The 25,965-nt window shown below is 48.2% G+C and carries 13 protein-coding genes; 2 read left to right on the top strand and 11 right to left on the bottom strand.

Annotated elements, in window-relative coordinates; all coding sequences use genetic code 11:
* Positions 1–122: 122 nt before the first annotated feature.
* Positions 123–2,495 carry a prolyl oligopeptidase family serine peptidase gene (locus IMY23_RS16755; RefSeq protein ID WP_192823186.1) on the bottom strand — a complete coding sequence of 791 codons (2,373 nt, stop codon included), beginning with the start codon at positions 2,493–2,495 and terminating at the stop codon, positions 123–125.
* A gap of 57 nt (positions 2,496–2,552) precedes the next feature.
* Here IMY23_RS16755 and IMY23_RS16750 point away from each other — a divergent pair, with 57 nt between their 5' ends.
* A complete protein-coding gene (locus tag IMY23_RS16750) occupies positions 2,553–2,744 on the top strand; it encodes a hypothetical protein (protein ID WP_192823185.1) in 192 nt (63 codons plus the stop codon).
* Here the strand turns inward: IMY23_RS16750 and IMY23_RS16745 are convergent.
* The 9 genes from IMY23_RS16745 to IMY23_RS16705 form a co-directional block, all read right to left on the bottom strand.
* Positions 2,739–3,293 carry a DUF4843 domain-containing protein gene (locus IMY23_RS16745; RefSeq protein ID WP_192823184.1) on the bottom strand — a complete coding sequence of 185 codons (555 nt, stop codon included), beginning with the start codon at positions 3,291–3,293 and terminating at the stop codon, positions 2,739–2,741. The two genes, IMY23_RS16750 and IMY23_RS16745, sit on opposite strands and share 6 nt — an antisense overlap.
* A 12-nt stretch (positions 3,294–3,305) precedes the next feature.
* Positions 3,306–4,805, bottom strand: a complete 1,500-nt coding sequence (locus IMY23_RS16740; RefSeq protein WP_192823183.1) for a RagB/SusD family nutrient uptake outer membrane protein — start codon at positions 4,803–4,805, stop codon at positions 3,306–3,308.
* Between the two features lie 11 nt (positions 4,806–4,816).
* Positions 4,817–7,846, bottom strand: coding sequence for a TonB-dependent receptor (locus IMY23_RS16735; protein WP_192823182.1), 3,030 nt, complete (start codon positions 7,844–7,846; stop codon positions 4,817–4,819).
* Positions 7,847–7,898: 52 nt separating this feature from the next.
* Entirely contained in the window at positions 7,899–8,168 is a 270-nt protein-coding gene (locus IMY23_RS16730) for a hypothetical protein (protein ID WP_192823181.1), read from the bottom strand.
* 192 nt (positions 8,169–8,360) lie between these two features.
* Positions 8,361–9,851, bottom strand: coding sequence for a SusD/RagB family nutrient-binding outer membrane lipoprotein (locus IMY23_RS16725; RefSeq protein ID WP_192823180.1), 1,491 nt, complete (start codon positions 9,849–9,851; stop codon positions 8,361–8,363).
* A gap of 10 nt (positions 9,852–9,861) precedes the next feature.
* On the bottom strand, positions 9,862–12,963 hold the full coding sequence (locus IMY23_RS16720; RefSeq protein WP_192823179.1) for a SusC/RagA family TonB-linked outer membrane protein: 3,102 nt from the start codon (positions 12,961–12,963) through the stop codon (positions 9,862–9,864).
* Positions 12,964–13,298: 335 nt separating this feature from the next.
* Positions 13,299–14,411 carry a DUF6588 family protein gene (locus tag IMY23_RS16715; RefSeq protein WP_192823178.1) on the bottom strand — a complete coding sequence of 371 codons (1,113 nt, stop codon included), beginning with the start codon at positions 14,409–14,411 and terminating at the stop codon, positions 13,299–13,301.
* Between the two features lie 165 nt (positions 14,412–14,576).
* Complete coding sequence (locus IMY23_RS16710; RefSeq protein ID WP_192823177.1) at positions 14,577–15,335, bottom strand: TSUP family transporter; 759 nt, start codon at positions 15,333–15,335, stop codon at positions 14,577–14,579.
* Between the two features lie 367 nt (positions 15,336–15,702).
* A complete protein-coding gene (locus IMY23_RS16705) occupies positions 15,703–18,276 on the bottom strand; it encodes a lamin tail domain-containing protein (RefSeq protein ID WP_192823176.1) in 2,574 nt (857 codons plus the stop codon).
* Between the two features lie 144 nt (positions 18,277–18,420).
* Between IMY23_RS16705 and asd the strand changes: the two genes are divergently transcribed.
* Positions 18,421–19,410: an aspartate-semialdehyde dehydrogenase gene (asd, locus tag IMY23_RS16700; protein ID WP_192823175.1), complete on the top strand. Its 990-nt coding sequence runs from the start codon at positions 18,421–18,423 to the stop codon at positions 19,408–19,410.
* Between the two features lie 1,076 nt (positions 19,411–20,486).
* On the opposite strand, the gene IMY23_RS16695 is transcribed toward asd, so the two are convergent.
* Positions 20,487–25,946, bottom strand: coding sequence for a phosphodiester glycosidase family protein (locus IMY23_RS16695; protein ID WP_192823174.1), 5,460 nt, complete (start codon positions 25,944–25,946; stop codon positions 20,487–20,489).
* Between the last annotated feature and the right edge of the window lie 19 nt (positions 25,947–25,965).

Below are 25,965 nucleotides of genomic sequence, written 5' to 3'. Positions count from 1 at the left end.
TTCCTATAAACTTGCGCTGAAAGTAGTCTTGAATTGGAAGCACCAATCTGTACTTTCCGTTTTCGGGCTCATTTCTGGAAATGAGCCCGAAAACGGAAAATATTTTCACCTTTGCCGGAAACTTAGGGTTTCCGGAGATTGGTCTCAAACAGTTTCAGAATCCGTTTGTATTCATCGGTCCAGCTAGAGGGTTCTGTAAAGCCATGGTCTTCTACTGGATACACGGCCAGTTCCCAATTCTCCTTCTTCAGCTCAATCAAGCGCTGTGACAAGCGCACAATATCCTGGAAATGCACATTTGTGTCTACCATGCCGTGGCACATGAGCAATGCCCCTTTCAGCCCTTCCGCGAAGTAAATTGGGGAACTACGGGTATAGGCCAACGTGTCTGTCTGCGGCTCATTGAGGATATTGGACGTGTAGCCATGGTTGTAATGTGCCCAGTCTGTCACAGACCGTAAGGCAGCTCCCGCTGCGAAGACATCTGGTTGGGTGAACATGGCCATTAACGTAATGAAGCCCCCGTAGGAACCACCGTAAATGCCTATATTCTTTGGGTTCACGCCGTATTTCTCCACTAACAGTTTGGCGCCGTCTACATGGTCACTTAAATCTTTACCGCCCATGTGCCGGTAAATACCAGTCCGCCAATCGCGGCCGTAGCCGGCACTGCCCCGGTAGTCAATGTCCAGTACGGTGTACCCCAGGTCTGCAAGCAGGTTATGAAACATGTATTCCCTGAAATAGGTACTCCACCATTTATGGGCGTTCTGTAAATAACCAGCGCCATGCACAAAAATTACTGCGGGCTTGTTGGGATCTTGCTTTTCTGGCCTGTACAAACGGGCATATACGTTAGCGCCGTCGACCGCCTTGTAAGAAATCACCTCGGGTTCCCGCCACGGGTAACTGTTAAACTCCGCGGTAGTGGACTGGGTAATCTTTACGGGTTTGGCACCGGGCTTATTCGGCATGAGATACAATTCCCAAGGCTTGTTTGAATACGAGTACCTAATGGCCAGCATATCTTCTTTAGGAGACATGGTGACTTCATGGGCACCAGGCGCGGTGGTGATTTGTTCCATGGCACCACCCACCACGGGCATTCTATAAAAATGTTGCTCCCCCGGATGGGTTTTGTTAGCCGTAAAATACCAGTATCTCTGATTACCCGACATTTTTACATTCTGCACTTCAAACGCACCGGAGGTTAAGGCTTTTTTCTCCCCTGTCTGCGCATGAACGGTATACAGGTGCGCATAGCCGCTTTCCTCAGAAACGAACCAGAATCTTTCATTGTCTGGCATCCAGCCAAATTCCCCGGGACCAAAACCGTTTACCCAGGCTTCATCATGTAAATAGTTCAGTACATTAATCGCGCGCGTGGCCGGGTTAAAACCTATGATCCATTTGTCTTTATTGTCTTGTGACCGGGCAATCACTACAGCACGTTTTCCGTCTGGGGCGTAATAGGGGCCAAACAACATGACCTTTTTAGCAGAGGCTGCACCAGCATTCAAAGAGTCTGCCTTTGTTGCTTTTAAAAAGGTCGGCTTTTGAGTTATACCTGGCAATGCCTTGAAAGCAACCTGAAAGGTAGTATCTAATTGTCTGTCATAGACGGCCATCTCATAGGTGGCCTGAGCCGCCCCTACTTTGGTGCGGGTTGGAATATCTTCGGTATACCCAGATGCCGTGACATAATTTGGGACCTGGGCTATTTTGCTGCCGGCTGGCCTGGACACCAACCTATAAGTGACAAACCTATTGTCTGGGCTCAGCACTACATTGTCAACTGTCTTATCTTCCAGGTAGATTTCCTTCGGGCGGTTTTTAGCCGCGGCCTTCTGGGAAGTTCGCTGTAGCACGCGTTCTTCCTCTCTTTTTTGAATAATCTGGAGGAGTTTCCCTTGTTCATTACGGAGAGCCAGTTCCTGCTTGTCTTTGATGTTATCTGGGTCAGCAGGTTTTCTTCCTCTTCTAAAGTCAGTGATTTGCTTTAATTGCCCGGTGCCAATATCCCAAATAAATAAATTGTTGTCTTTCAAAAAGGAAACACTTTTGCCATCAAAGGTGAAGGAAGGAGCGCTTTCCCGGTCAACGGTATTGGTGATTTGGGTTGTGGTGCCAGCTTTTACATTCACCAGGAAAAGATCACCGCTGCGTTCATATACCCTTAGGGTTTTACTCTGATTGAAGGTGCCTCCCGTATTCTGGATACTTTGCCGTTCTGCGCTAGCAACTTTGTATATTTTTCCATCACGCACAGTGGCGGCATACAAAGAGTCACGTTTGGCTTTCTCAGGGTTCCACTGGAAATAGACTTTTTTTCCATCTTCTGACCAAAAGATAGCCGACGCGGACGTGCCTACCCATTGGGCAGGGTCTTGCATGATTTTATCAACGGTAAGGACCGGTTTGGTTTGAGCAACTGCGACTATAGAAGAAAGCCACAAAAATAGCCCGACAGGTAGACAAATAAGTGTTGTCTTCATTTTGCTAGGTTAATTGGAATATAAGAGCTTGTTTAAATTTTTCTTTTGCGCTGCAAAATGGTATCAAAAGAACCTGACTTCACCATTTTTTCTCACCATAGCGCTGCTATGCTGCTCAAAAACGGCTTCGCCAGAACCTTTCGCTCCCATCTTTCGCCTGCAAAATCAAAATTTAAACAAGCTCTAAATATAAAAAAAGAAGCCCTAGAAAATCTTCTAGGGCTTCAACTTCTTAGCAGTTATTTATAACTGGCTTATTCTAATTCCTATTCGGTCATATTTAGGGCTAGGCTTCACACTATCGTTTCCACGTAATTCCAGCACAAGGTCAGCTGCCGTGGCAGAAGAAACGCCTGAGTTCAGAATTGGAATCTCCACGTAGCCAAAGCTAGAGTTAGCAGGAATGGTCACTCTACCAGAAAGCGTACCGTAATGCGTACCAGCTACTGCATTGGTTTCTGCAGCTACCACAACATACGTAACCTCCGTAGCATCTGGCCTTTGTGGCCCAACCAAATTAACACGTAATCTGAAAACACCATTGGTAGCAGCCCAGTTTCTAGTGATTACTGTGTCGGCTGGGAAACTTGCAGTAGCAGTAGTCAACGTAGTTCTACCATACTGCGGACGACGAGTCAACAAGGTATAGTCCTTTGAAACACCCCCTATGGTTGAATACCCATGGTAGGCGGCTGCATCAAACTCAACCATTGGTTGTTCCCAAAGAATCTCCTCGTTTTCTATACACGAGTTTAGCGTTAACGCTATAAACGCAAATAAATATAATAATTTCTTCATGTCTAGTTAAAATTAATAGCCCAGGTTTTGCTTCAGATTAGGGTTACCAGCTACCTCATTAGCAGGCAGACCAGCTAAAATAACGTTATCTGAAAACAACAGGGTGGTACCTAGTGCTGGCTTAGAGATATCCATGCCTAAACGCTTCAGGTCAAAGAATCTGTGACCTTCAAAAGCAAACTCCAATCTGCGTTGCAACATAATCTCAGCCATTAATGCTGTACCTGTGGCTGCAGAAGCAGTTAACCCTCTATTTGTACGAATAGTGTTCACATCTGCCAAAGAACTTACTTCACCACCAGCGGTGTTAGCATAAGCCTCAGCGCGGTTCAAGTACATCTCAGAAATACGCAAAACAGGCACGTTATCTAAGTTGATAGCTCCGCTCTTACCAATGAACTTAGTAGACTCTACATAAGGGTTACCTCTACCAGCAGTACCAACCTCAAATAGCAGGTTACGCACATCACCAGTTCTAGCAGTAATGGCCGCGGTAGAAGTTCCGTTACCAGTGACAGTGATACCCACCTCATTTAACAATGTAGTGGTAGGAACCAAGTCACCAAATCCACCTGTTTGCGCACGGTTACCACGAGTTACCAATGTAGTGAAGGCAGTCTGCAGAGACTCATTCACACCTTGGCTTTCTGCAGGCGTTGAAAAGGCAACATGGAAAATAGTTTCTGGGTTAGTAGGATCTGTCCAGCTCTTCAAATAGTTAGCGGCATTCACCAAAGAGGCACCTCTAGCTGTAATAACAGCATTTGACATCTCAATCACTTTAGGATAGTCTCTTTTATAAAGAGCTACTCTAGAATAAAGTGCTTGGGCTGCTACTTTAGAGGCTTTACCTGCGGTGGTAAAGGCTCCCAATTTGGCAACTGCTTCATCTAAGTCTGCATAAATGGCTGCATACGTAGCATCAATAGTTGGTCTGGAAGGCAAAAAGGCAGCTGCTTCTGGCCCAGACTTAAAGGTTTGCGTGATTACCGGAACACCGCCAAAGTTTTTAGAATCAACTATTGCACCTGGGATATAGGCGTAAGAACGTACCAAATCAAAGTGATACAATGCTCTCAAAAACTTCAACTCACCAATAAAAGCATCTTTGTCTGCAGCTGTCACAGATGGGTCACTTAAACCAGGCAGTGCATCTAACACTAGATTGATGCGCTGAATGGCATTATAAGAGGTAGCCCAATGGGTAAAATGCGCACCTACGGCATTACGTGCTTCTGTAACTAAACGACCTGACTTGTTTGTAGCCAATCCATTGTCTGAAAGAGCCTCAGGCAATGTGATCATTCTGTTACCATACAAAGTCAATGCTTTAAGTGGTGTGTAGGCTGCATTGATAGCAGCTTCAACAGCAGATCTAGATGTTAATGCCGTACCACCGTCAATTGACGTTTTAGGTTGTATATCTAACAGTTCTTCGCAGGAAAAGGTAGAGAATACCATCCCGGCTGCCAGTGCAACCGTACTTATTCTATATAAAAATCTATTTTTCATTTTGGAGCTAATTAAAATCCTAATTGTACACCAAACGTCACATTCTTAGACTGTGGTATGATACCAGTGGCAGTTCCGAAGAACTCAGGGTCATAACCAGGGAAGTCATCATAGGTGAACAAGTTGGTTCCTTGTACATATACTCTGGCAGTATTCAATACTCTAGTTCTAGAAAGCAAACCTGCTGGAAGGTTATAACCTAATTGCACGTTTTTCAATCTGACATAGTCAGTTTTGAAATAATTGCGGGTAGAAGCAATAGCATGGTTGTTACCACCTGTCTCAGCACCACCATTATATGCTCTAGGAACATCAGTAATCTGACCAGGAGTTGTCCATCTTCTCTCATACAAATCAAGTAACGTGTTAAAACCACGGTTACCGTTCTCCATCAAGAACCCGTACTGACCATCAAACTGTGTTCTTCCATACTGGTACTGGAACATGATAGCAAGATCTAAGCCTTTGTAGCTGAAGGTATTCTCAAAACCACCAGTAACTTTAGGCAAGGTAGAACCAATTAATTTACGGTCGGTAGCAGCTGCTACAACGTAAGTAGGATCACCGGCACCGTTGTACCACATTGGTCTACCAGTAGCTGGGTTAACGCCGGCATACTCGTAAGAATAGATAACACCCAAGTCTTCACCTACAATCAGTGAATAATCTGGCAAGTTCTTAAGACCGTTGTAAAGTTTGGTTACTTCATTTTTGATGTACGTGATGTTGAAGTTTGATCTCCATTGGAACCCAGAGAAATCTAAGTTTACAGTATTCAATTCAAACTCAAGACCTTTTTGCTCCAAGGCACCAATGTTCACTAATACTGATCCGAAACCAGTAGTTTGTTGCAGAGGCAAAGAAAACAACAAGTCATCATTCTTTTCTATGAAACCACCGATAGTACCAGAAACTCTGTTACCGAACAAGGCGAAATCAATACCCATGTCAAGCATGGTACGTACTTCCCACTTCAACTCTGTGTTTGGCAAACCTGCAGGAGCAATAGCTGGGTTACCATTGTAAACACCGGCGTTAGCATAAAGGGCACGTGCAGTAAAGTCACCAATACCATCACGACCATTCTGTCCCCAGCTTGCTCTCAATTTCAGAGAGTTTAACCATGTCATGCCTTTCATGAAATTCTCTTCTGAGATATTCCAACCAGCGGCTACACCTGGGAAGAAACCAAACTGGTAATTCTGACCAAAGCGGGAAGAACCGTTATAAGACAAGATACCTCTCAAGGTATACTTACCTTTGAAAGAGTAGTTAACAGAACCGAAACCACCAGTTCTCTTGTAACCTGTGTAGCCTTCACCGGTTGAAACAGGCGTACTACCAGCACCAAGGGTACGGAACTCTGGCGTGGCAAAACCACGGGAGTTAGCTGAGAAAGAAGAACGCTCATCAGTTCTGTATTCAAAACCAGCCTGAGCATCTACTTTGTGCACATCGGCAAACGTCTTTCCAAAAGAAAGCAACTGTACTGTCTGGAAGTTAGTGTTCCAGTCAGAAGCTTTGTAGGCATCACCTCTGTTAGCAAACCCGTCTGGAGTTCTTGGGTCATAATAGAAGTCAGCGTTGATGTTGCTGTAGTCAATGCTGTAGCTAGATCTGAAAGATAAGCCTGGCAAAATTTTATAAGTAGCAGCAAATGACCCCAATAAAGAGTTATTCTCTTGGTTACCAGTAGAGTATTCGTTTACAGAAGCAATGTTCTGGTTCAAAATACCGGCAAATCTTGGAGTTGCACCAGCTAAACCAAAGTACGTGCCATCTTCTTTTCTAACAGGGTTATTAGGCAAGATTAAGCTGCTCGCAAAAGATGGGCTACCCAATGAAGATCCAGAAGTTGAGAAAGGAGCCACTTGGCTTACTCTACCCAAGTTCACAGACATTTCAAAACCTAATTTATCTGTTGCAGCGTGGTCAAGGTTCAATTTCATAGACGCTCTGGTAAAGTCAGCCGCAGTCATGATAGCCTCTTGCTTGTTAAAACCACCAGAGATATAGAAGGTAGTTTTGTCTGTACCACCACGGGCAGAAAGCTCGTAGTTATTAACTACGCCAGTTCTGAAAGCAATATCTTGCCAGTCATACGTTGGCAACGCGGCAATTTGTGCATCTGTGGTATTTGGATCAAGGCCCATCTCAGATAGCACGTTTGCTCTTGCACCAGCAGGGTTATTGGCATTTCTGAATGCCTCTGTTCTCAATGCATAGTATTGCTGAGTGTTCAATACATCAAACTTCTTCAATGCTTCAGAAACACCTGTGTAATAGTTAGCCGTGAACTGAGTTCTTCCAGCCTTACCTCTTTTAGTAGTAATGATTACTACACCGTTAGCTGCCTGAGAACCATAAACCGCAGCAGTTGCCGCATCTTTGATTACCTCAATAGACTCAATATCATTGGTGTTGATAGACGCCAATGGGTTGGCCGATGTGTAGGCAACTCTACCAGTGGTAGTGTTAATTTGCACACCGTCAATAATGTAAAGCGGTGAACTGTTGGCATTTACTGAACCAACCCCTCTAATTTGCACGTTCACGGCACCACCTGGTATACCAGAGGCAGACTGAACAACCACACCCGCAGCTCTACCTTGTAGCGCTTTGTCAAGTGATGGAATTGGCTGGTTTTGGATAGAGGCGCCGTTTACCTGAGCAATTGCACCGGTAACCTCTCGCTTTTGCTGAACGCCATAACCCGTTACCACAATCTCAGAAATCTGACGAGCGTCAGTTGCTAAGCGTGCATTAACGGTTGACTGGCTTCCCAGCGCAATTTCCTGGCTGGTATAGCCAATGAAAGAGAACACCAATGTTCCGCCCGCACTGGGCACACTGATGGAGTAACTGCCATCAATGCCGGTTGGTGCGGCAGTGCTGGTACCTTTGAGTTGAACTGTAACGCCAGGCATTCCCTCTCCTGTGGTTGCGTCAGTCACTCGTCCTGTTACAGTCCGGCTTTGTGCCCAGGCTTGTGTCACAAGCGCTAGTACAAAAACGAAGCTGAAAAGTAAAGCTTTCTTCATGTGGTTTTTGTGTTTGTTTGTAGAGATACTTTTGATTGATAACCAAATTTAATCAACCAAAGGGTATTAACAAATTATTAACTAAAATTTTATTTGGGTATTCAGCCATAACAGCTGCAAACTCGTACAAGGCCCTGCCTGTAAACAAATATCCTTCTTCCTGTATATTCTGACAAAAACCCGATCCCATATCGCAGAGAATGAATACTTTGGTATCTTTTCTATTACCAACTTTTAGCAAGACTGCCTTATGTTTAGTACTACCAAATAGTAGCTGGCAGCCGTTTTTGACAGATTTCAGCGTTGCTTGTTTTCTTGACATAAACAGAAGCCGCCGTTTTCGGGCTCATTTTCAGAAATGAGCCCGAAAACGACCCAGAAAAGCGCAGGATTTATTCTGCCGTCTAACTTCCTGTAAACAAAAAAGGCCTTCCATTGCTGGAAGGCCTTTCATCTCCTGTCTCATAACTGGCGTTTGCCACTCACAACACAGAAAGTTGTGATTCAATAACTACTATGGTCTGGTATCCCAGAACACTCTTACTTTCATGTCAGGCTTCTGCTTCACATTAGGGTTGGTAAGGGTTTCTGCCTCTGGGTAGTACAGAGTTCTAGGAATGTAGTCTGTAGCTGCAAGTGAAGCTGGTACCGGCGAAATAGCTGGGAAACCAGTTCTTCTCCAATCATTCCAAGGCTCCAGGGCTACTCCATAATTTGCAATATACTTCTGCTCAATAATTTGTCTGAGCGTGTTCGTTGCTAATAATGGATTTGCCAATAAATAAGCTGTCTGCGCTGCAGTAGTTACTCCGGCATCTGTCATTGAAGCGCGTATACCAGCTTCATAAAATGGGACAGCCGTTGCTAAACCTCCGCCAAACCGCAAGGCATGCTCAGCTCTTATGAAGTTATACTCAGCAAATGTCATCATTCTAATAGGGGCATCACCGTTGTAGGCATTATTGTAAGCTGCGTTAGCCGCAATAGCTCCTGCTGCATTTGGGGTGATGGCTGCATTCAAGTCGCCTCTCAAATAAGTGTGTAGCCTTGAAAAGTTGATTGACTCTTCATCGCCAGCTGCCGCACCTTTATACTGTCCAGAATTGAAAGGAAAGTCTGTAAAGAAGCTTTGTCTTCTTGGATCAGCTTTGCTGTTCATTAAGTCTACTAGAAACTTATTAGGAAACAAATAATTGAGACGTTCCACTTCAAATTGATGAATTGGGTTTTGCGCACCTTGTGTAGTGGAAAAATCCATTTCAAAATTATCAGCATTTGATGTCATGAAAGGGCCACCAGTGGCAATCAAAGCATCCATTTGCGCTTTTGCAAATGCTGGGTTCACCTCACTATATTTAAGGAACAAACGCAGTTTTAAAGAATTGGCAAATTTCTCCCATTTCACCAAGTCTCCCTCATAAATAGTTTCATCATCGCCAGGCGTTAAAACAGATGTGGGATTTTTGACATCTGCTATGCCTTCATTCAGTAAGCTAATAATGGCAGTATAAATAGCTGCATCATCATCTACTTTTGGGGTAGAGTTTTCAGTACCTTTCAAAGCCTCACTAAAAGGCACGTCTCCCCAAACATCTACTACCTGGGAAAAAGCGAATCCTTTCAAAATTTTAGCAACTCCTGTGTAATGAGGACTACCAGCGCTGTTATCTATTACATACTGCAAATCTGGCAATACAGTAACATAATATTGATCATACATTCCGTTCAAGTCAGAAGGCTGAATCAAATATTGCTGGTAGAACCTGGTTTGAACAGTATTACCCGCCTGCCCAGAAAGTTGCTGCATCAATAGTGAAGTATAGCGGTGCAAATCACTGCCATTCACAAACGCAGTACTTACGGTAGCACTTGTCAAGACCTGTGAAATAGGAGCCTTGGTGGGGCTATTAGGGTCTTGGTTAACATCTAGGAATTCATCACAAGAACTTACTGACAGCATAAAAGCAGCCAAAAGTCCAGCGGTTATATGTTTAAATCTCTTCATTTTAAATTGATTATAAGGTAATTCTTAAAAATGCCCCGTATGATCTAGTCTGTGGAAGACCATTGAACTCAAATCCTTGCGCGTTGCTAACACCTAATGTGTTATTCTCAGGATCTAAATTTGGGAAGTTAGGAGCCCACAAAAGAAGGTTTCTTCCATTTAAACCAACTTCAATTCGGCCGAATGGCGTTTTCTGAAGCAGATTAGCAGGCAACCCATAGCTTAAGGAAGCTTCTCTCAAACGCACCCAAGTGGCATCATACACATAACTTTCACCTGCCGTATGGAGAGATTGAAAGTATTGCTGCGTGGTGATTGCTTTTGTGTTTCTAGTACCATCAGCATATACACCATCATACACGTAAGGAGTTGCTAACGTTCCGTCTGAGTTAAACCTGTTAAACTTTGTAGATTCCATAAGGGCACCACTTCTTCTCAAGTCACCGTTATTTCTAGAGTAAACATCTCCGCCTTTTCTAACATCAACCACAAAATTCAAATTAATTCCTTTGAAATTGAAGTTGTTGATCACACCACCTGTCCAATCTGGGTTGGTATCACCAATCTTTGCTGTAATAGGGCTAACAGAAGGCAAACCAGTTGTTGGGTTAATTAACAATTGACCTGATGCGTTTCTGTTAAATACAGTTCCATACATGACACCATAAGGCTGGCCAGCCTCTAACCGAATGTTTGGAGTGGTAAACCCTGCCAAAAAGATGTTTGGAACACCTTCTGCCAAGGCTAACACTTCAGATTTGTTCTTATTGAAGTTGAACGTCAAATCCCAGGTAAAATCAGCTGATTTAATAGGAGATACATTCACCATTAACTCAATACCTCTGTTTCTTAAAGAACCGGCATTTTTAACTTGGGAAGAGAACCCGGAAGAAGAAGCGATTGGAACGGCAAAGATCAAGTCTTCAGATTTGGTTTCATACAGGTTGAATTCAAACCCAAGTCTGTTTTTAAAGAATTGCATTTCAAGACCAACTTCTTTTGAAGTAGTAAACTCTGGTCTTAGGTTAGGATCTCCTGAAGCGTCATCTAAAGTTCTACCGCCAAGTCCGTTATAAGGAAAACTAATGGCAGGGCCAAAACCGTCTGCCGGGGCAGGCTGCAAGAAATAAGTATTGGTTGAATACCTTGGGGCCTCTTTTCCTACTTTGGCATAGTTACCTTTTACCTTCGCAAACTCCACAACATTATTCTTCAAGACCGGGAAAGCTTCTGTAAGGACAAAGCTAAGCGCAGCAGAAGGATAGAAATAAGAGTTTTCAGACTCACCAAAAGTAGAAGAGTGATCATTTCTACCAGTTACGTTTAAAGTTACAAAGCTTTTGTAGCCAATAGTCACATCTCCAAAGAAGCCAACTAACCGGCCTTGGGATCTTGAATTCTGACCAAATTGCTCTGCAGCGTTAGAGATGTTCCGCAGGTCTCTGATTCCTAAAGAGTAACCAAGGGTATTGATATCATTCCAGCTTCCTGAAATTATTTCATTACCCAAGTTATACCCTAAGGTGAAATCAGTGCCAAATTTGTGTTGGCCTGCCAATATGAAGTTGGAGTTGATGTTGGTGTTGGTATAGCTTCTGTCATAGAGACCACCAGTTCCTCCGGCGTTGATGCTACCACCAATGGCTCCAATTTGGTCATACCCCTGCTCTACTTGGTTGTACGTATCCACACCAATTCTGTAATTGGCAGTTAACCAAGGAAGAATGTCATAGCTGAAGTTTACGTTACCAATGACACGGTTCACCTCATCATCATACGTATTGTTTTTGATGGTCCAGTAAGGGTTATCTACCGCATCAAAATAAACTGAATTTCCTTCTGCATCTTCAAATGGATTACCAGTTAGATTAATGTTGCGTGGAATAAACCAACCTCTAAAGAAAGGATTAGACAATTGGTTTCCTTGCTGAGAACGCTTTGAGGTGGAATTAATGTACTGCACACTTACACCTGAATGAAGTTTAGGGGTAATGTCTGCAGATCCATTAAAGGTAAAGTTGTGTCTTTGCAACTCATTATTATCAAGAACACCATTTTCTTTGGTGTTACCATAAGATAAACGATAAGTAGCAGTTTCGCCGCCACCGCTCAAGGCAATAGTGTTTTGGAAATTGTTGCCCGTTTTAAAGATATCTTTAATGTTATCTGGGTAGGCCGTAAGGGGTTCTTGTACTCCTAAATAATTGGTTTCAAGTTGACCGGCGATTCTTGGACCCCAGGACAAGTTACCACGTGGGTTAAAGACACCATTATTTCCTTGAGCATATTCATTTTGCCAATCTGGGAATCTGTTCACCTCAACTAAGTTGTAAGAGGTATTGTACTCCACTCTGGTTTTCTGACCTGCCTTGCCTTTTTTGGTAGTGATAATCACCGCGCCAGAAGCGGCGCGTGAACCATATAGTGCAGCGGCGGCTGGTCCTTTCAAAATGTTGATAGACTCAATGTCATCTTGGTTAAGGTCAATGGCGCGGTTAGAGTTAGCCACCCCGTTTTGCAGGGCATTTGTACCACCACCATTGTCAATAGGAACGCCATCCACTACAAACAGTGGCTGGTTGCTACCCGTGAAAGTAGTGTTGCCCCTGATAAAGATACCTGCGGAGGCACCTACCATACCGCTACCACTAGAAGTTCTTACACCCGCCACTTTACCAGAAAGGGCGTTTACCACGTTGGTGGGTCTACCAATGGTGAGGTCTTCAGCGCTTACGGTACCTACTGAGTAACCCAGATCTTTTTTGTCCCGCTGAATACCCATGGCCGTTACCACCACTTCATTCAAGATTTCAGAATCAAGTGCCATTCTAATATTGATGGTAGACTGTGAGCCAATAGAAGCCTCTTGGTTTCTGTACCCAATGAAAGAGAACACCAACGTACCGCTGCCAGAAGGCACCGCAATAGAATAATTACCGTTCACATCTGTGGGGGATGCAGTGCTGGTTCCCTTGAGTTGAACTGTCACACCAGGCATTCCCTCGCCTGTCTGTGCATCAGTCACCCTTCCGGTAACCGTCCGTTCCTGTGCCCACACTCGTCCCACAAGTGTCAACATTAGAACGAAGCTAAATAGTAAAGCTTTCTTCATGTGTTTTTTTGGTTAGTTAATAGATGGATTTAATGCTCAAGATACTGATTATATAGTAACTTCAAATATATTTTTAGAAGAATATAAACAATATGAACACTTATTGGTTCGTTGTGCTCCCTCCTGCCAGCTATAGTACCGCAGGTTAAAACAAACCCAAAAACACTTTTTAAGAATGCCCTCACTCTATTATATATAGGGTGCATTTAAGTGCTGCAGACAAGTAATAAAAAACAAGGGCCACTAGTTACATTTTTATGTTAACTAGCAAAGCATAAAAGAGAGCGCCCCTGCATTTCTACAGGGGCGCTCTTTTTTACTTAGTGCGTTGCAGCTTAATTCCAACCCAAGCCAATGCCAGCGGTAGCGGTAGGATATTTAGCCAACGTGTACTCACCGTACATGGAGAAGAACAAAAGCTTCAGGCGCAGACCGGCTGTCAACCCAAATTGGCTGTCTTTCATACTGATATTTACGGGCGTGTCCACGTCTTCCACGTATCTGAAAGGCGCCGTAGTTTTATAGGCGGTCACCGGGTATTTGCCAATGGCGGCCAAGTCTGTCTGTACGTTGCTGTATTTGGGACCTGCGTAGCCGGTAATCACACTGAAGGTTTTGGAAGCTACCAAACTTACGGTCCAGGCTTTGGTGGTGAGTTCTATGGCTTGCCCGTCATAATACCCGGCGCTGCGTTGCTGGGCAGAGGCAAAGGCCTGGTCTTCATCTGCCAACCCTACGTCAATGCCTCTGTAAGCACTTTTTAAGTTAGTGTACCCGCCAAAAACGGTGATATCAAACCCAGGAATAGAGGCCACCACCGGAATCCATTGTTTGATGCCGTGCTTCACGCCTACTCCCCAGAGACTAATCTCAAAATCATCCATCTTGATTTCCGGCACAAACCGCACGGCCACCTCGGTGTCTTTGATAAGCCCAACGCTCAACTGCGCCACTGGGAACGGCATAAAGTCCACGCCCGTGCCCGGAGGTGCATTGAAGCTGGAAATTCTTTCTTCTTGGTTGGTCACCGGGTTTCTGGCATATACTGTAAGGCCGGGCCCGTCTTTGTCCTCGCCAAAAATGGTGGGCGTTAAAACAGATCTGCCCGCAAATTTGTTACCGTTGGCGTCGCGTACCTGCTGCAGCCCCAAACCAGCCAGGTCAAAGGTCTTGGCGTCTTTTGGAGCGAACGTGACAGACCCAAACACCCGAATATCAAACCTACCCAACCCCATGGCTTTGCCCGAGTTAAACCAACCGCCGTTCAGGCTATGGCCCAACGATTTTCCTACCGGTTCTGCATAGGCCTGAATCAATTTATTGGCATCGCTTCTACCGGCCCGTATAAATTCCCCCACCTCATCCTGGGCCTGCGCACCTGAGCTCATCAGAAATAAGCCTAGCGCCGGTAAAGCCCACTTGGCCATGTTGCGTAAAGAATTCTTCATTTTTCTATGTGTATGGGTTAAAAACGATTCTTCTGCCTGAGAACAAGCAGGTTATTGAGGTGCTAACTTCTGCAAAAAATATCAACTATCAAATACGCGCCCGGCAGAATACTCATAAGTGAGTACTGGTTTGGGCCGCATTTCCAAAACAGAGGCCAAAAACGCCTATTTCAGAAAAGTGTCATAGGCAAACTTGCAGATAATGCCCGTGACCACCACCAGAAACAGCTTCCGGACAAAGCCTGAGCCCTTGGCCAACGCAATTCTGGTGCCCACCATAGAACCCAGCACGCTGCTGATGGCCATAGGAATGCCAATGTGGTACAGAATGTGGCCCTTGTACCCAAAATATAACAGCGCCGATAAATTGGTGGCCACATTCACCACTTTGGCAGAGGCCGAAGCCGCCAGAAAGTTAAACCCAAACACGCCTACAAAGATGAAAATGAGAAAACTGCCCGTGCCCGGCCCAAAGAATCCGTCATAAAACCCAATGACCAGGCCCACCAGCATACCGTACCAGATTTCGCGGCTCTGCGGCAAGCGGGGCGCGTGGATAGCCCCGAAGTCTTTCCTGAAAAACGTGTAAATGGCCACCGAAACCAACAGCACCAGAATTAGCGGCTTGAGCAAATCAGCGTTGAAATGGCTTAGCGCCCGCGCGCCCAGAAAGGAGAATACAAACGCCGTGGCCGCTGCCGGCAACAAGGCCCGCCAGTTGATCTCCACGTTGCGCGCATACCGCCACATAGACACGGAGGTACCCGCTATGCCCGCCAACTTCCCGGTCCCGAAGAGCGTGGGAAGCGCCACCTGCGGCAGAAAAACCAACAGCGCCGGCAACTGAATGAGGCCGCCCCCGCCCACCACTGAATCAATGAGGCCCGCCAGAAAAGCGAACAGGCATAAATAGAGAATCTCCACGGTCTTCTTATAAACAGAATGCAAAGATTCTCAAAACCGAAGCCTAATCAAACAGGCACCCAAAAATTTCCGTTTTCGGGCTCATTTCTGGAAATGGAGCCGAAAACGGAAGGATAAACGAATGAAAGGAATTTGAATTTAGAAGGTGATGTAGAGCCTAGTTACATTTTTCTTTTGTGCTACCAACAGGCATAGAAAGAACCAGGCATTGCCTTATACTCTCATTGTAGCGCTGCTATGCAGCTCAAAAACGCTTCACCAGAACCTCTCGCTTCCAGTTTTCGCCTGCAAAACCACAATGTAAACAAGCTCTTGACCACAAGAACGCTAACTGCTTCCGTTTTTGGCCTCATTTCCAGAAATGAGGCTAAAAACGACCTCCTACCACGGCAGTTTTCTTCAAGACTTCCTTGCGGCCTTGCAAATCAAAGAGTTCCACCAGCACCAAGTAATAGCCAATGGCCGCTTTGGCGCCCGCCTCTGTAAGACCGTCCCACTGCAACACCGTGTCGGTACCCAATAAGGCGTTGCTGGCCAGACGCCGGATCAATCTGCCATTGGCGTCAAAGATGGAAACGGTTCCCACAAAACCCGACTGTGGCAAATTAAACTGAAGCAGCAGCACGTCTTCTTGCCCGTCATGGTCAGGGGTAAAGGTCTCTGGTTGCAGGGTGAGTTTGGCTGGGCCGCTTTGCCCCTCACGGGCCTGTGAGTTGGCGTAGCCCGGCGTGGCGCCTACCTGTGATGCCGCCGAATAAAAATTGCTTTCCACAGAAGGTCCCGCCACAGAAATCCGCTCCAGCGAGATGCCTTCCACGTTTTTCAGCAGCTTGAAATGTTGCTCTTCGCGGTAGGCCACCTCATCTACCACCGTATTATCTGGCAGCAACAAAACCACTGTTCCGGCCGCATCTGGAAAGCTGGGCAGGGAGGCCATGGCCCAAAACGTTTCCCGCTTGCCATTTGGGTAGTGCGCGAACAGCAAATCTGGGTTGGTGGTCAAAACCAGAAAACCACCCGGCGGCAAGAGCAGCGCCTGCGGGCTGAGAATCCGTGCATTCGCGACCGCATTGCTTTCCTTGTTGGCCAGTTTCCAGTTCTGCAGGTTCAGGAATTTGCCAGAACGGTTCACCAGTTCCACAAAGTCCACGCCGCCGGTTCTGGGGTTGAAAAGAATTTCATTGATCACCACATCTTCCGCTGCCGCTGCGCCCGGTAAAATCACGTCCATGGTTTGTGGCGTGGCCAACGCGTTCCCGGCGCAGTCCCGCACGCCCTTGACGGTGAGCGTGTAGCGTTCATTCTCCCGCAGGGGCGTGGCCAGCCGGAGTTCCACCTCGGTGAAATCTGGGTTTCTGACAGTCACTTGCTGCACCGGCAGGTTCTGCGTGAAGGTAAAAAAATTGGCGTTCGCCGAAAAAGCACTATCCAGGGGCTCAGAAAACCGGACCACCACCCGGTCTGCGCCAAGGGCCGTGGCTTGCATGACTGCCGGAGGCGTTTGGTCTGTCTGTTGAATGGAATTGGCTTGGCCGGGCGTGCCGCCACGCGGGTTTTCAGAAGATTTCCAAAGCGCGCCGCCCTTGCAAGAAGACGTAAAATCCATTAATTCCAAGCTCCAACCGCCCTCGCGTTTGGCGGTGCTGGCATGCCAGGCAGAAGAAAACCGTACCATGTCAATCAATTGGCCGGTGTCATCATACACGTGCAGGTCATCGCCGGCATCATTCAGAGACGGGAACGTTTTCAGACCCACCACTTGCCCGTATGGCTTATACAGACTGGTATCTGCCGCTGCGCAGACAATCACGTATTGGTTAGGTTTAAGTAAAAAAGCCGGGAAAACACCGGTAGACGTGGTGGCATCTCTGTAGGTCCAGCCCTGCAAATTCAGGGTTTTGCTGCTGGTGTTGTAGAGCTCAAAGAATTCAGCGGCGGGTAGGTCTTGTAACGGATTCACATCGGCGTAAACCTCCGTAATTCGCACGTCACCCGAAGCTGCCCTGGGCGTAAAATTGAACGTGGCTGTCAGGTTCTGCGCTACGTTTCCATCTGCGTCTACAAGGCGAGAAATCAACAAGTGATTCGCGCCTGTCTCAAAGTCTATATCATATGTTAACTTAATGCGTTGAGGTTGGCTCGAATTCCAGTCCACGGCTACCGGCGCATGCTGGTTGTTGAGCCGGTAATTGGCAAGTGTTCTGGCCTGCTGTTCCTGCACCGGCTCTGAAAACGTGATTTCCACTTCCCTGGAATTGAGAACTGACACGCGTGAAATAGCAGGCGGGCCTATGTCTTTTATGGTGAAATCATCAAAAAAGAAGCGCTGGGCGTTGGCCTGCGAATACCGGAATACTACGCCGGCAAAGACAGAACTGGTATAGCGGCTGTCGGTGATTTGGCCCTGGAGCACGTAGTTTTGGCGGGTGCCGGTCACGTCCAGTTCCAGGGTCCAAGCATTGTCTGCGGTTCGGGTCACGCGTACCCAGAATCTGTTGTCTGCCGCGTCTATGCTTTTGTCTGGGCCATTGATGATCTTGGTGGCGGTGCCGCCGTCTTTTCGGTAAAGGCTCACCTCGTCCTCGGTGCCTCCCATGCGCACGAAGTAGCCTCTGCCCTCTCCTTCCAAATCAGCCATGTCAGAAATCAAATGCACTTCGGCGTAATTTCCGGATGAAGTAGCCAAGGCTAACTGAACATAATATTCCCACTGAACCCCAAGGGCTAACTGATTGGCGGTAGAAAGATGGATGGTGGAGCCCGTGACGGCCGGTCCGTTGCTCTGCAGTTGGCGCGCGGCGTTCACCTGAAAGAACGACGTTTCGCCTTGCCAGGCAGGATTCTGCGTGAAATCACCGTCAGAAAATGATTCCTGCAGTTGCGCCCACGCGGTGCCACAGACGCCCATCCATAGAAAGATTACAAGAAAAAGGCTCCTCATATTTCAAGATTACTTTATGTGTGGCAAAAAGTTGGTTTATTTGCAACGCGACCGCGCTGTTTTCGGGCTCATTTTCAGAAATGAAGCCAAAAACAGAAAGCGGCGGCGGTACTTTTTAGAAATACCTTTTTACTTCTGTTTAGAATGAAAGTAGCTGTTGTTGGCGCTACCGGCCTGGTGGGCGGTGAAATGCTGAAAGTGTTGGCGGAACGCAACTTCCCCGTAGATGAACTGTTGTTGGTGGCCTCTGAGCGCTCAGTAGGCCAGAAAATGACGTTTAAAAACAAAGAATACACCGTGGTGAGCATGGAAGAGGCCATCGCGCAGAAACCGCAGATCGCTATTTTCTCGGCGGGCGGGAGCGTGAGCAAAGAGATGGCGCCCAAGTTTGCCGAAGTGGGGACTACCGTGGTGGACAATTCCTCTGCGTGGCGCATGGACCCTTCCAAAAAACTGGTGGTGCCGGAAATAAACGCCCAAGAACTGACCCCACAAGATAAAATAATTGCCAACCCCAACTGCTCTACCATACAAATGGTGGTGGCACTCAACCACTTGCACCAGGCGTTAAAAATCAAGCGCATTGTGGTGAGCACGTACCAGTCAGTGACGGGAACGGGCAAGAAAGCCGTGGACCAGCTCATGAACGAGCGTGCCGGCAAAGAAGGCGAGAAAGCCTACGCCTACACCATTGACCTGAACGTGATTCCGCACATTGACGTGTTCACTGAGAACGGGTACACCAAAGAGGAGATGAAAATGGTGCTGGAGACCAAGAAAATCATGGGCGATGAAGGCATACAAGTAACGGCTACCACCGTGCGCATTCCGGTAGTGGGCGGCCACTCTGAAAGCGTGAACGTGGAGTTTGCCAAAGATTTCACCATGGAGGAAGTGTACCGCATCTTAAACGAAACCCCGGGCGTGGTGGTGGTAGATGATACCGCCAACCTGCAGTACCCCATGCCTTTGACCGCCCACGGCCGCGACGAGGTGTTTGTAGGCCGCGTGCGCCGCGATGAATCACAGCCCAACACCCTCAACCTCTGGATTGTAGCCGACAACCTTCGCAAAGGAGCCGCCACCAACGCCGTGCAGATTGCCGAGTATTTGGTGGCCAACAACCTGGTGTAACCAATTCAAACCGCATAAAAAAAGCCGTGTCTGGAGTCATTTCCGGGCACGGCTTTTTTGTTTTTCGTTTACTCCTCATCTTGCAGCAGCAGTTACTTCATCTTTAATAATTGTTGCATAGAGGCAAGACGCAAGGCATTGTGTCTCTACAGGTTGGGCTTTCTGTTTTTGGCCTCGTTTCTGGAAATGAGCCCGAAAACAGAATGCCCCAGACCCAGCTATTTCCCGTTTCGCCAGATGGTTTTGCGCGACCTCACATTTCTTTGAAAAGTAGGGCAAGCAGCACTTGAGCTGGGGCAAAGCAGGTTGCCTTCACAGTCATAGACAAGCAGAACAGAACTAATGAGGGGCGAACAGGTCCCAAATATGAAAACGGTTATCCCACGCCACTCACCCTGATCAATGAAATGGCAATTAATAGACGTCTGCAACTCTTCCTTTTTGGCTTTAAGCCAGGGCAGGTTCTCAGTAGGATTGCTGACGTTGCAAACTTTTTGGTCATCGTCCAGGTCGCACCCAGAAAAAAGAAGCAGAACTGACAAGCAAAGGGCGTAGTGAACTTTCATGGGTGCGTGGGTTTATACAGTAGAGTCCTGTAACAGCCCGAAGGTTGCATGCCCCCTACCTTCATTTCCCTCCACAACACCGCTGGCCTTTCTTTCCCCACAGAAATATGTTTTCAAAAAAGGCTATTAGCTCACTTTTACGGCACTTTCCTGGCCAAACCTTCCCGTTGCCAAACGTCACTTCTTCATCGGCTTTAAAAGGGCTTAAAACCGAAATTTTCCATGAATTCAGAATAGTGGTTCCTTGCGCGCGCTCAAATATTTTCAACGAAGCCGACGGCAGGTGAACAGAAGGGAAAATTACCTGAGGATAGGTACCCGTGTTTTGGGCTTCGTTTCAAAAACAGAGCCCGAAAACGGGAAGAGTAGCAAAAGTTTTATGGGTTTGGAATGGCCCGATTTCAGCCAAACGTTTTTGGCTTCATTTCTGGAAATGGAGCCTAAAACGGAACCTGGGCAAAAATAAAAAGGGGACCCTGTGGGTCCCCTTTTGTATGGAATGAATAAAGCTTACTGTTTTACTACGCGGCGCACCACTTTGCCGTTTGGCGTGTGCAACACCACCAGATAAACGCCGGCTGCCTGGTTGCTTAAATCAAGCGTTACTCCGTCGTGGGTTTTGGTTTCCTTCACCAAGATGGTTTTCCCGGCCAGGTCAGTTACCTGCAGGCGGGTTCCTTTTCTAAGTGACTCTGGCAATTGCACCTGCAGGCTTCCGGAGGTTGGCACTGGGTACACGGCTACTTGCTGCGCCTCAGTGTCTGTACGCACGCCGGTTAAGGTAGCGGCACCCAACGGTACTACATAATACCCAGAGGTGTACGGTGCCTCGGCTTTGAACTGCTGCACCACGCCTGTGAAATGGATACGTCCGTTTGGCGCTGGCAGGTTGTACAGGTCAGAAGTAGCCGGAATGAACATGGGCACAATTCCACCTTCAGTCTGCAGCTGTACTTCAAAGCCGTGGTAGCCTTGGCCGGTGGTCCACTGCGCTGGGTTTACCAACGTAGCATTGCTGAACTGCACCACGTAAGACTCCAGTTCTTCTGAGGCTGCGGTCACCACAGACGGTGAAATCAACGGCTTGCCTGCCTGAATAAGGCGCACAGAGTCTACTTCCAGTCTAAGTTGGCCGTTGTACTGTCTCAACACCCCAATGGCGGCTATGCTGTCGCCAAGGGTTGGGGTATACGTCATCTCGCCGCGGCTCACTTTGTATACTTGAATCCCTTGTCCGCCGCTGGTAAGCGCCAGGTCCAGGTAGGCTCTTGACAGGTTGGTGGCGTTCACCACGCCTTTCACCCGCACATATTTACCAGCCTGAGTGGCCACCCCATTGGTGTTCACCGGCCGGGCCTGGCCAATAGTCATGTCTTCCAGTACTCTTGGCACCTCGGTTCCACCGGTGGCAGGAATGATGTAACGGTAGATGAACCCGTTGGCCGCCGTGGTGTACAAGGTGTCTTCGCCTTTTGAGAGCCACAGACCGCGCAGGTCATTTCCAACTACCTCTGGCAATGGAAGGGTCCAGGAGATTTTCTGGGCAGGGTCTGTGTCATCACGCATCATGAGGGTGGGTGGTGTGTTTCCGCTGGTGTTGGCCACTACGTATACCTTGTTTTTGCCCGCCGCATACACTGAGTTAGAGGCTGGGTTAGGCATGTTAATGGTCTCCACCAAGTTCCAGGCTGTCAAACCGTTGGCGCTGTGGAAATTGAACAGACGGTTCAAGCTGGAGCTAGGTACGTAGATGTTGTTGCCTTCCGGCGAAATCATAGACGAACGGATAGTCCCTGCGCGTTCTGGCAACGTGAAGCCGTTGGCCAATAGCTCAAACTTGGTTGGCTCTGTGGTGCTTTGCTTCAAGAGCCAGTTGGCATTGGTAGAAACAGAACCTACGTACACTTTTCCGTCTGCGGTAGAGGTTGGGTTGGTGAAGCTGGCGGTACCTACGGTAGCGGTGCCGTCCCAACTGGCCAAAGGCTGGCCGGTCTCCACAGACAGTTTGTAGATCACGCGGTCTCTCACCACCACCAGAATGTTTCCGTCATGGGCTAAACCAAGACCACGCACGTTGCTCACGGCATGGGTGGCACCATTTAAGGTAAGGGACGAGATATGGCTTCCGCTGGCATTGCTGCCCACCACCATACCCGGCGCGTTGGCCAGATTCACCACGTCTCCATTAGGGGCATGAATTCTAATACCAAGGCCATAGGCCGCAGACCAGGTTCTGCCTTTTCTGTCAATCACCACACCGTGGCCTTGGGTAGAAGGCATTTCCCCGAAGGCGGCAATACACTTACCGTCTGCGTCTTTGGTTTTGCAGTCATACACAAAGTTAGGCGCGGGCACATTTACTGGGCCTGTAACAGGGTCTGCGTTTTTCTCCAGCTTTAAGGCCTGCGTGGCTCCCACTGTTACGTTTTTACCATCTGAGGCAATCACACGGTGGTAGAAAGTGGCAGTATTCTCTTCGCCTAATAAGGCAAACCACTTCTCCTGCTGAGCGGTGTAGTTCAAAGCCGTAGCTGTGGCTTCTTCCACTAACAGCTGGGTGAACTGCTCGTCTTTGGCTAACTGGTACGTGTAGGTCACGGCGTTGGCCTCAGGGTCTTTGGCCGCGTTCCATCTCACCGGGAACACCGCTTTGATGTTGCGGATTGGGTACGTATCGGTTCCATTATGGGTGGCGAACACCGGCACGGCAGGTCCCTGGTTGGTGGCTCTGTAGATTTGGGTTCTCAATTCACCGGCCGGGAAGGCATCGGTTTTGATCAACACATAGAACATACCGGTACTCAACAGTTCCTTCACGCTTTGGTTAGCAGGCAAGGTGCCTTTGAAGGTGCCGGAGCGGCCGTTGGTAGAAGTTACCTCCAGGGCCATTTTAAACACGCCGTCACTTGGGTAACTGCCTTGGTATAGGCCTACCGCTCCGCGTTCAGGCAGAAGTGTCCCTTGCAAGTTGCTGAAGGAACCCGTGATTTGAACAGACTGGCCCTGGTCTACCGTGGTGACAGTACCCGTGGCAGCAGAAGCGCGGCTTCTTTCTTTGTTGTAAGAAGAAAGGGAACCTACGCCGGCTCCAGACACCGCAATGTCTCTTCTGATCATGTAGCCGTTCACCCCGTTCATGATTTCTGGCAGACGCTTTTCATCTGTGATCTTCATGTTGGAGGCAATCTGCTCTTTTATCTCATAGGTGGTGTAGATGATGGTGTCCTGCTCCACAAAGATGTCCATTAAGGTCACCGAGTTAGGGGCTACTTCATCTAAACCCATGTAAGCGCGTGGTCCGGAACCGGCGGCACCGGCATTCAGGAATTCCACAGAACCGTGCTTGCCAGGGTAGTAGGCATGGTGGTGACCACTGATGTAGGTGTGTACATCCAGTTCTTCCATCATGGCCTGCAAGGCGGTGGCGTTGTTCAGTACGTTGCCGGCAATGTTATACTGCGCAGCGGCACCGTACAGCGGCAAGTGACCAATCAGGAACCTGAACTTAGCAGCTCTGGCCTCTGGGCTGGTGAACTGTGCCCGCACCCACTCCAGCTGTGACGCAGAGATGGTGGCGGAGCTGGCTTCCCAGGAGACAAAGAAGATGTCTGAGGTAGGCGTTGGCTTGTACGAGAAGTAGAACGGATAATTGGTCATATCCACCGGATGCCACGATGGCATGTTCTCTGGTTTCTTCCAGTATTTCTCTGCTTCTGTGCGGTCAAGTGCCAGGGCGGCGTCATGGTTACCCATGGTAAAGGCAAACGGAATGTTGGCGGCTTTCAGTGGCTGGGCCACTTTGGCGTCAAACCCGGCCCACATAGCGGCTACTTGCGTAGCAGTCAAAGTAGCGGACTGACCGGCAATCATGTCACCACCGGCTACCACCATGTCTGGTCTCCATAACCTAGGAATACGCTGCATGATACTGTCTACCTGCCACTCATAGGTCACAGACCCAAAGCTGGAGTTCAAGTCAGAAATCACGGCCAACCGGAAATCTCCGCGCGGCGGTGCCACGGTGGCTTGGTAAGTGCGGCTGGCTTTTACGTTATTGGCGTCTGTGAGCTCAAATCTCAAGTTCACTTTGCTGTTCACGGCTTCACTTAAGGTAGTAGTGAAGGTATAGTCTTGCTGGGGCTGGGCAGCCAAGGCCACCGTTGTTCCTACTTGTTGTTCAGAACCACCGTTAACAGACTTGAATACTTTCAGTTCCTTCACGTTCACCGCTGGCTGACGCGTCTCCAAAGAAAGCTCCAGCGAAAGAGGCCGCAGTTGCGGATGTGTTCCTTCGGCTGCGCCACCTTTGAAAACTACCTGGGTAAGCGTTACCACGGTATAGTCAAAGGTTCTGGAAACGGTACGGCCAAAGCTGTCTTCCAGCTCAAACCGGAAAGACACATTGGCGCCCACAGGGTCTGATCCATTGTAGGTGAAAGGATAGGTATGGGTGTAAACCCCGTTAAGGGCAATCTCATCCCCTACCTGCGCCTCAGCGCCACCGTTTACTTTCTTGAAGATTCTCAGTTTGCTCAAGGTGAAGCCGGAGTTGGGGCTGGCAAGAGTCACATTGAAGGTGCTGTTCTGGTTTTCTATAGCTTCGCCTCTGTCTTGGTTGCCGGCGAAGGAAATGGCCGGAAGGCTTTCCCCTACTTTGATCAGGCTCAGCGCGTCTGCCACCACAAATTGACCTTGTGCGTCATTGCTGATGACAATGGAGTCATTCGGGCCCAGATCATAGGTACCAATTACGTTGAATTTGCTTCCGTTTGCCGTTTGGTCTACCCGCACGGTTACCGGAGAAGCAGCGCCACTCCTGTAAATGGTGTAAGGGGTGTTGGTGCTTCGGTTGTTAGCCGCCACCCACCAGGCTTTCAGTTCATAGCGGCCGGGGTTAATGCCCGCCAATTTATACGTCGCGAATTTGCTGCCGTCACCGGTTTCTATCACCCTTGATTTAGAAGGACCATGGAAACCCGTGTTAGCTGATTCTGTCCAGGCGCCACCGCGCTCAAAATAAACAACACCGTTCTCTGTGTCATACACATGCGTACGGCGCTTTACTAGCAGGGCGGTAGGAACCGCGCGTTGCTCACCGGCATCTGAAGGCAGAATGGTGTTTTTGCCCTGTATGGCCAGAGCTGAAGATCCACCCCCATCAAAGTTCATGGCTTCATGCGCGCCAATGCCCAGGAAAATCTGAGCCATTTCTGGAATGGTCACCCCAGAACTGATGCCTGGGTTACGGCCTTCTACTACCATTAAAATCACTTTGTTGTCTGCCGTGCGACCAATACCGGTGCGTGGCTCCCGGTTGTCACCGCTGGCCCACATGGCCTCTTCGTCTTTGGTGATTCTGAGCTGCCCGTTGTGTACAATCACCGGACCGGCACCCAAAGCCGTGGAGGCGGGCCAAAGCTGAGCCCCGGCTGGGAATGTAGCCGACGGCGATTGGTTGATGGCGGTGTTAGGATTAGGGTACTGGTACATGGTGTTCTGAGCCCCCACGTGATAGATCCAGGCGATATCAGCTATGTTGCCGGGCAACACCCCAAACACGCTTCTGGTGCGGTTGTCTTTGGCATTAATGGCCAACACCTGACCGTCTTGCACGGCCGTGCCCAAGGCTACGTTGGTGGTGGTATTGAAGAATCCACCGTTCACTACTGCATACACGGGGTCAGTTTCAGCAGCAGCCCATTGGTTGGGCGTCTTTTTCACCCCTGGTATGTACCCGGTTTTAAATTCCAGGTTGGGGTCATTCAGGTCAATGAGGGCGTAATAGGTTTTCATGACCGCCCCATTGACCGGGGTATTGGAGTAGAAAACCTGAACGGAGGGCGGCAGGCCGGCATTTAGCTCGGCTGGCTTGGTCCAGGTGAGGTTGAGTTGGGCGAAGAGCGGCTGTGTGCAACACAGCAGCCAGCCGGCCAAAAACAACACCTTTAAGGGGAGTACGCTTTTTTTCATGCAGGATTTAGGTTAAGTA

The organism is Rufibacter sp. LB8 (assembly GCF_014876185.1).
In the GTDB taxonomy this organism is placed as follows: Bacteria; Bacteroidota; Bacteroidia; order Cytophagales; family Hymenobacteraceae; genus Nibribacter.
Note: the sequence above shows the minus strand (reverse complement) of the source record. Positions and strands in the feature narration are given on the sequence as shown.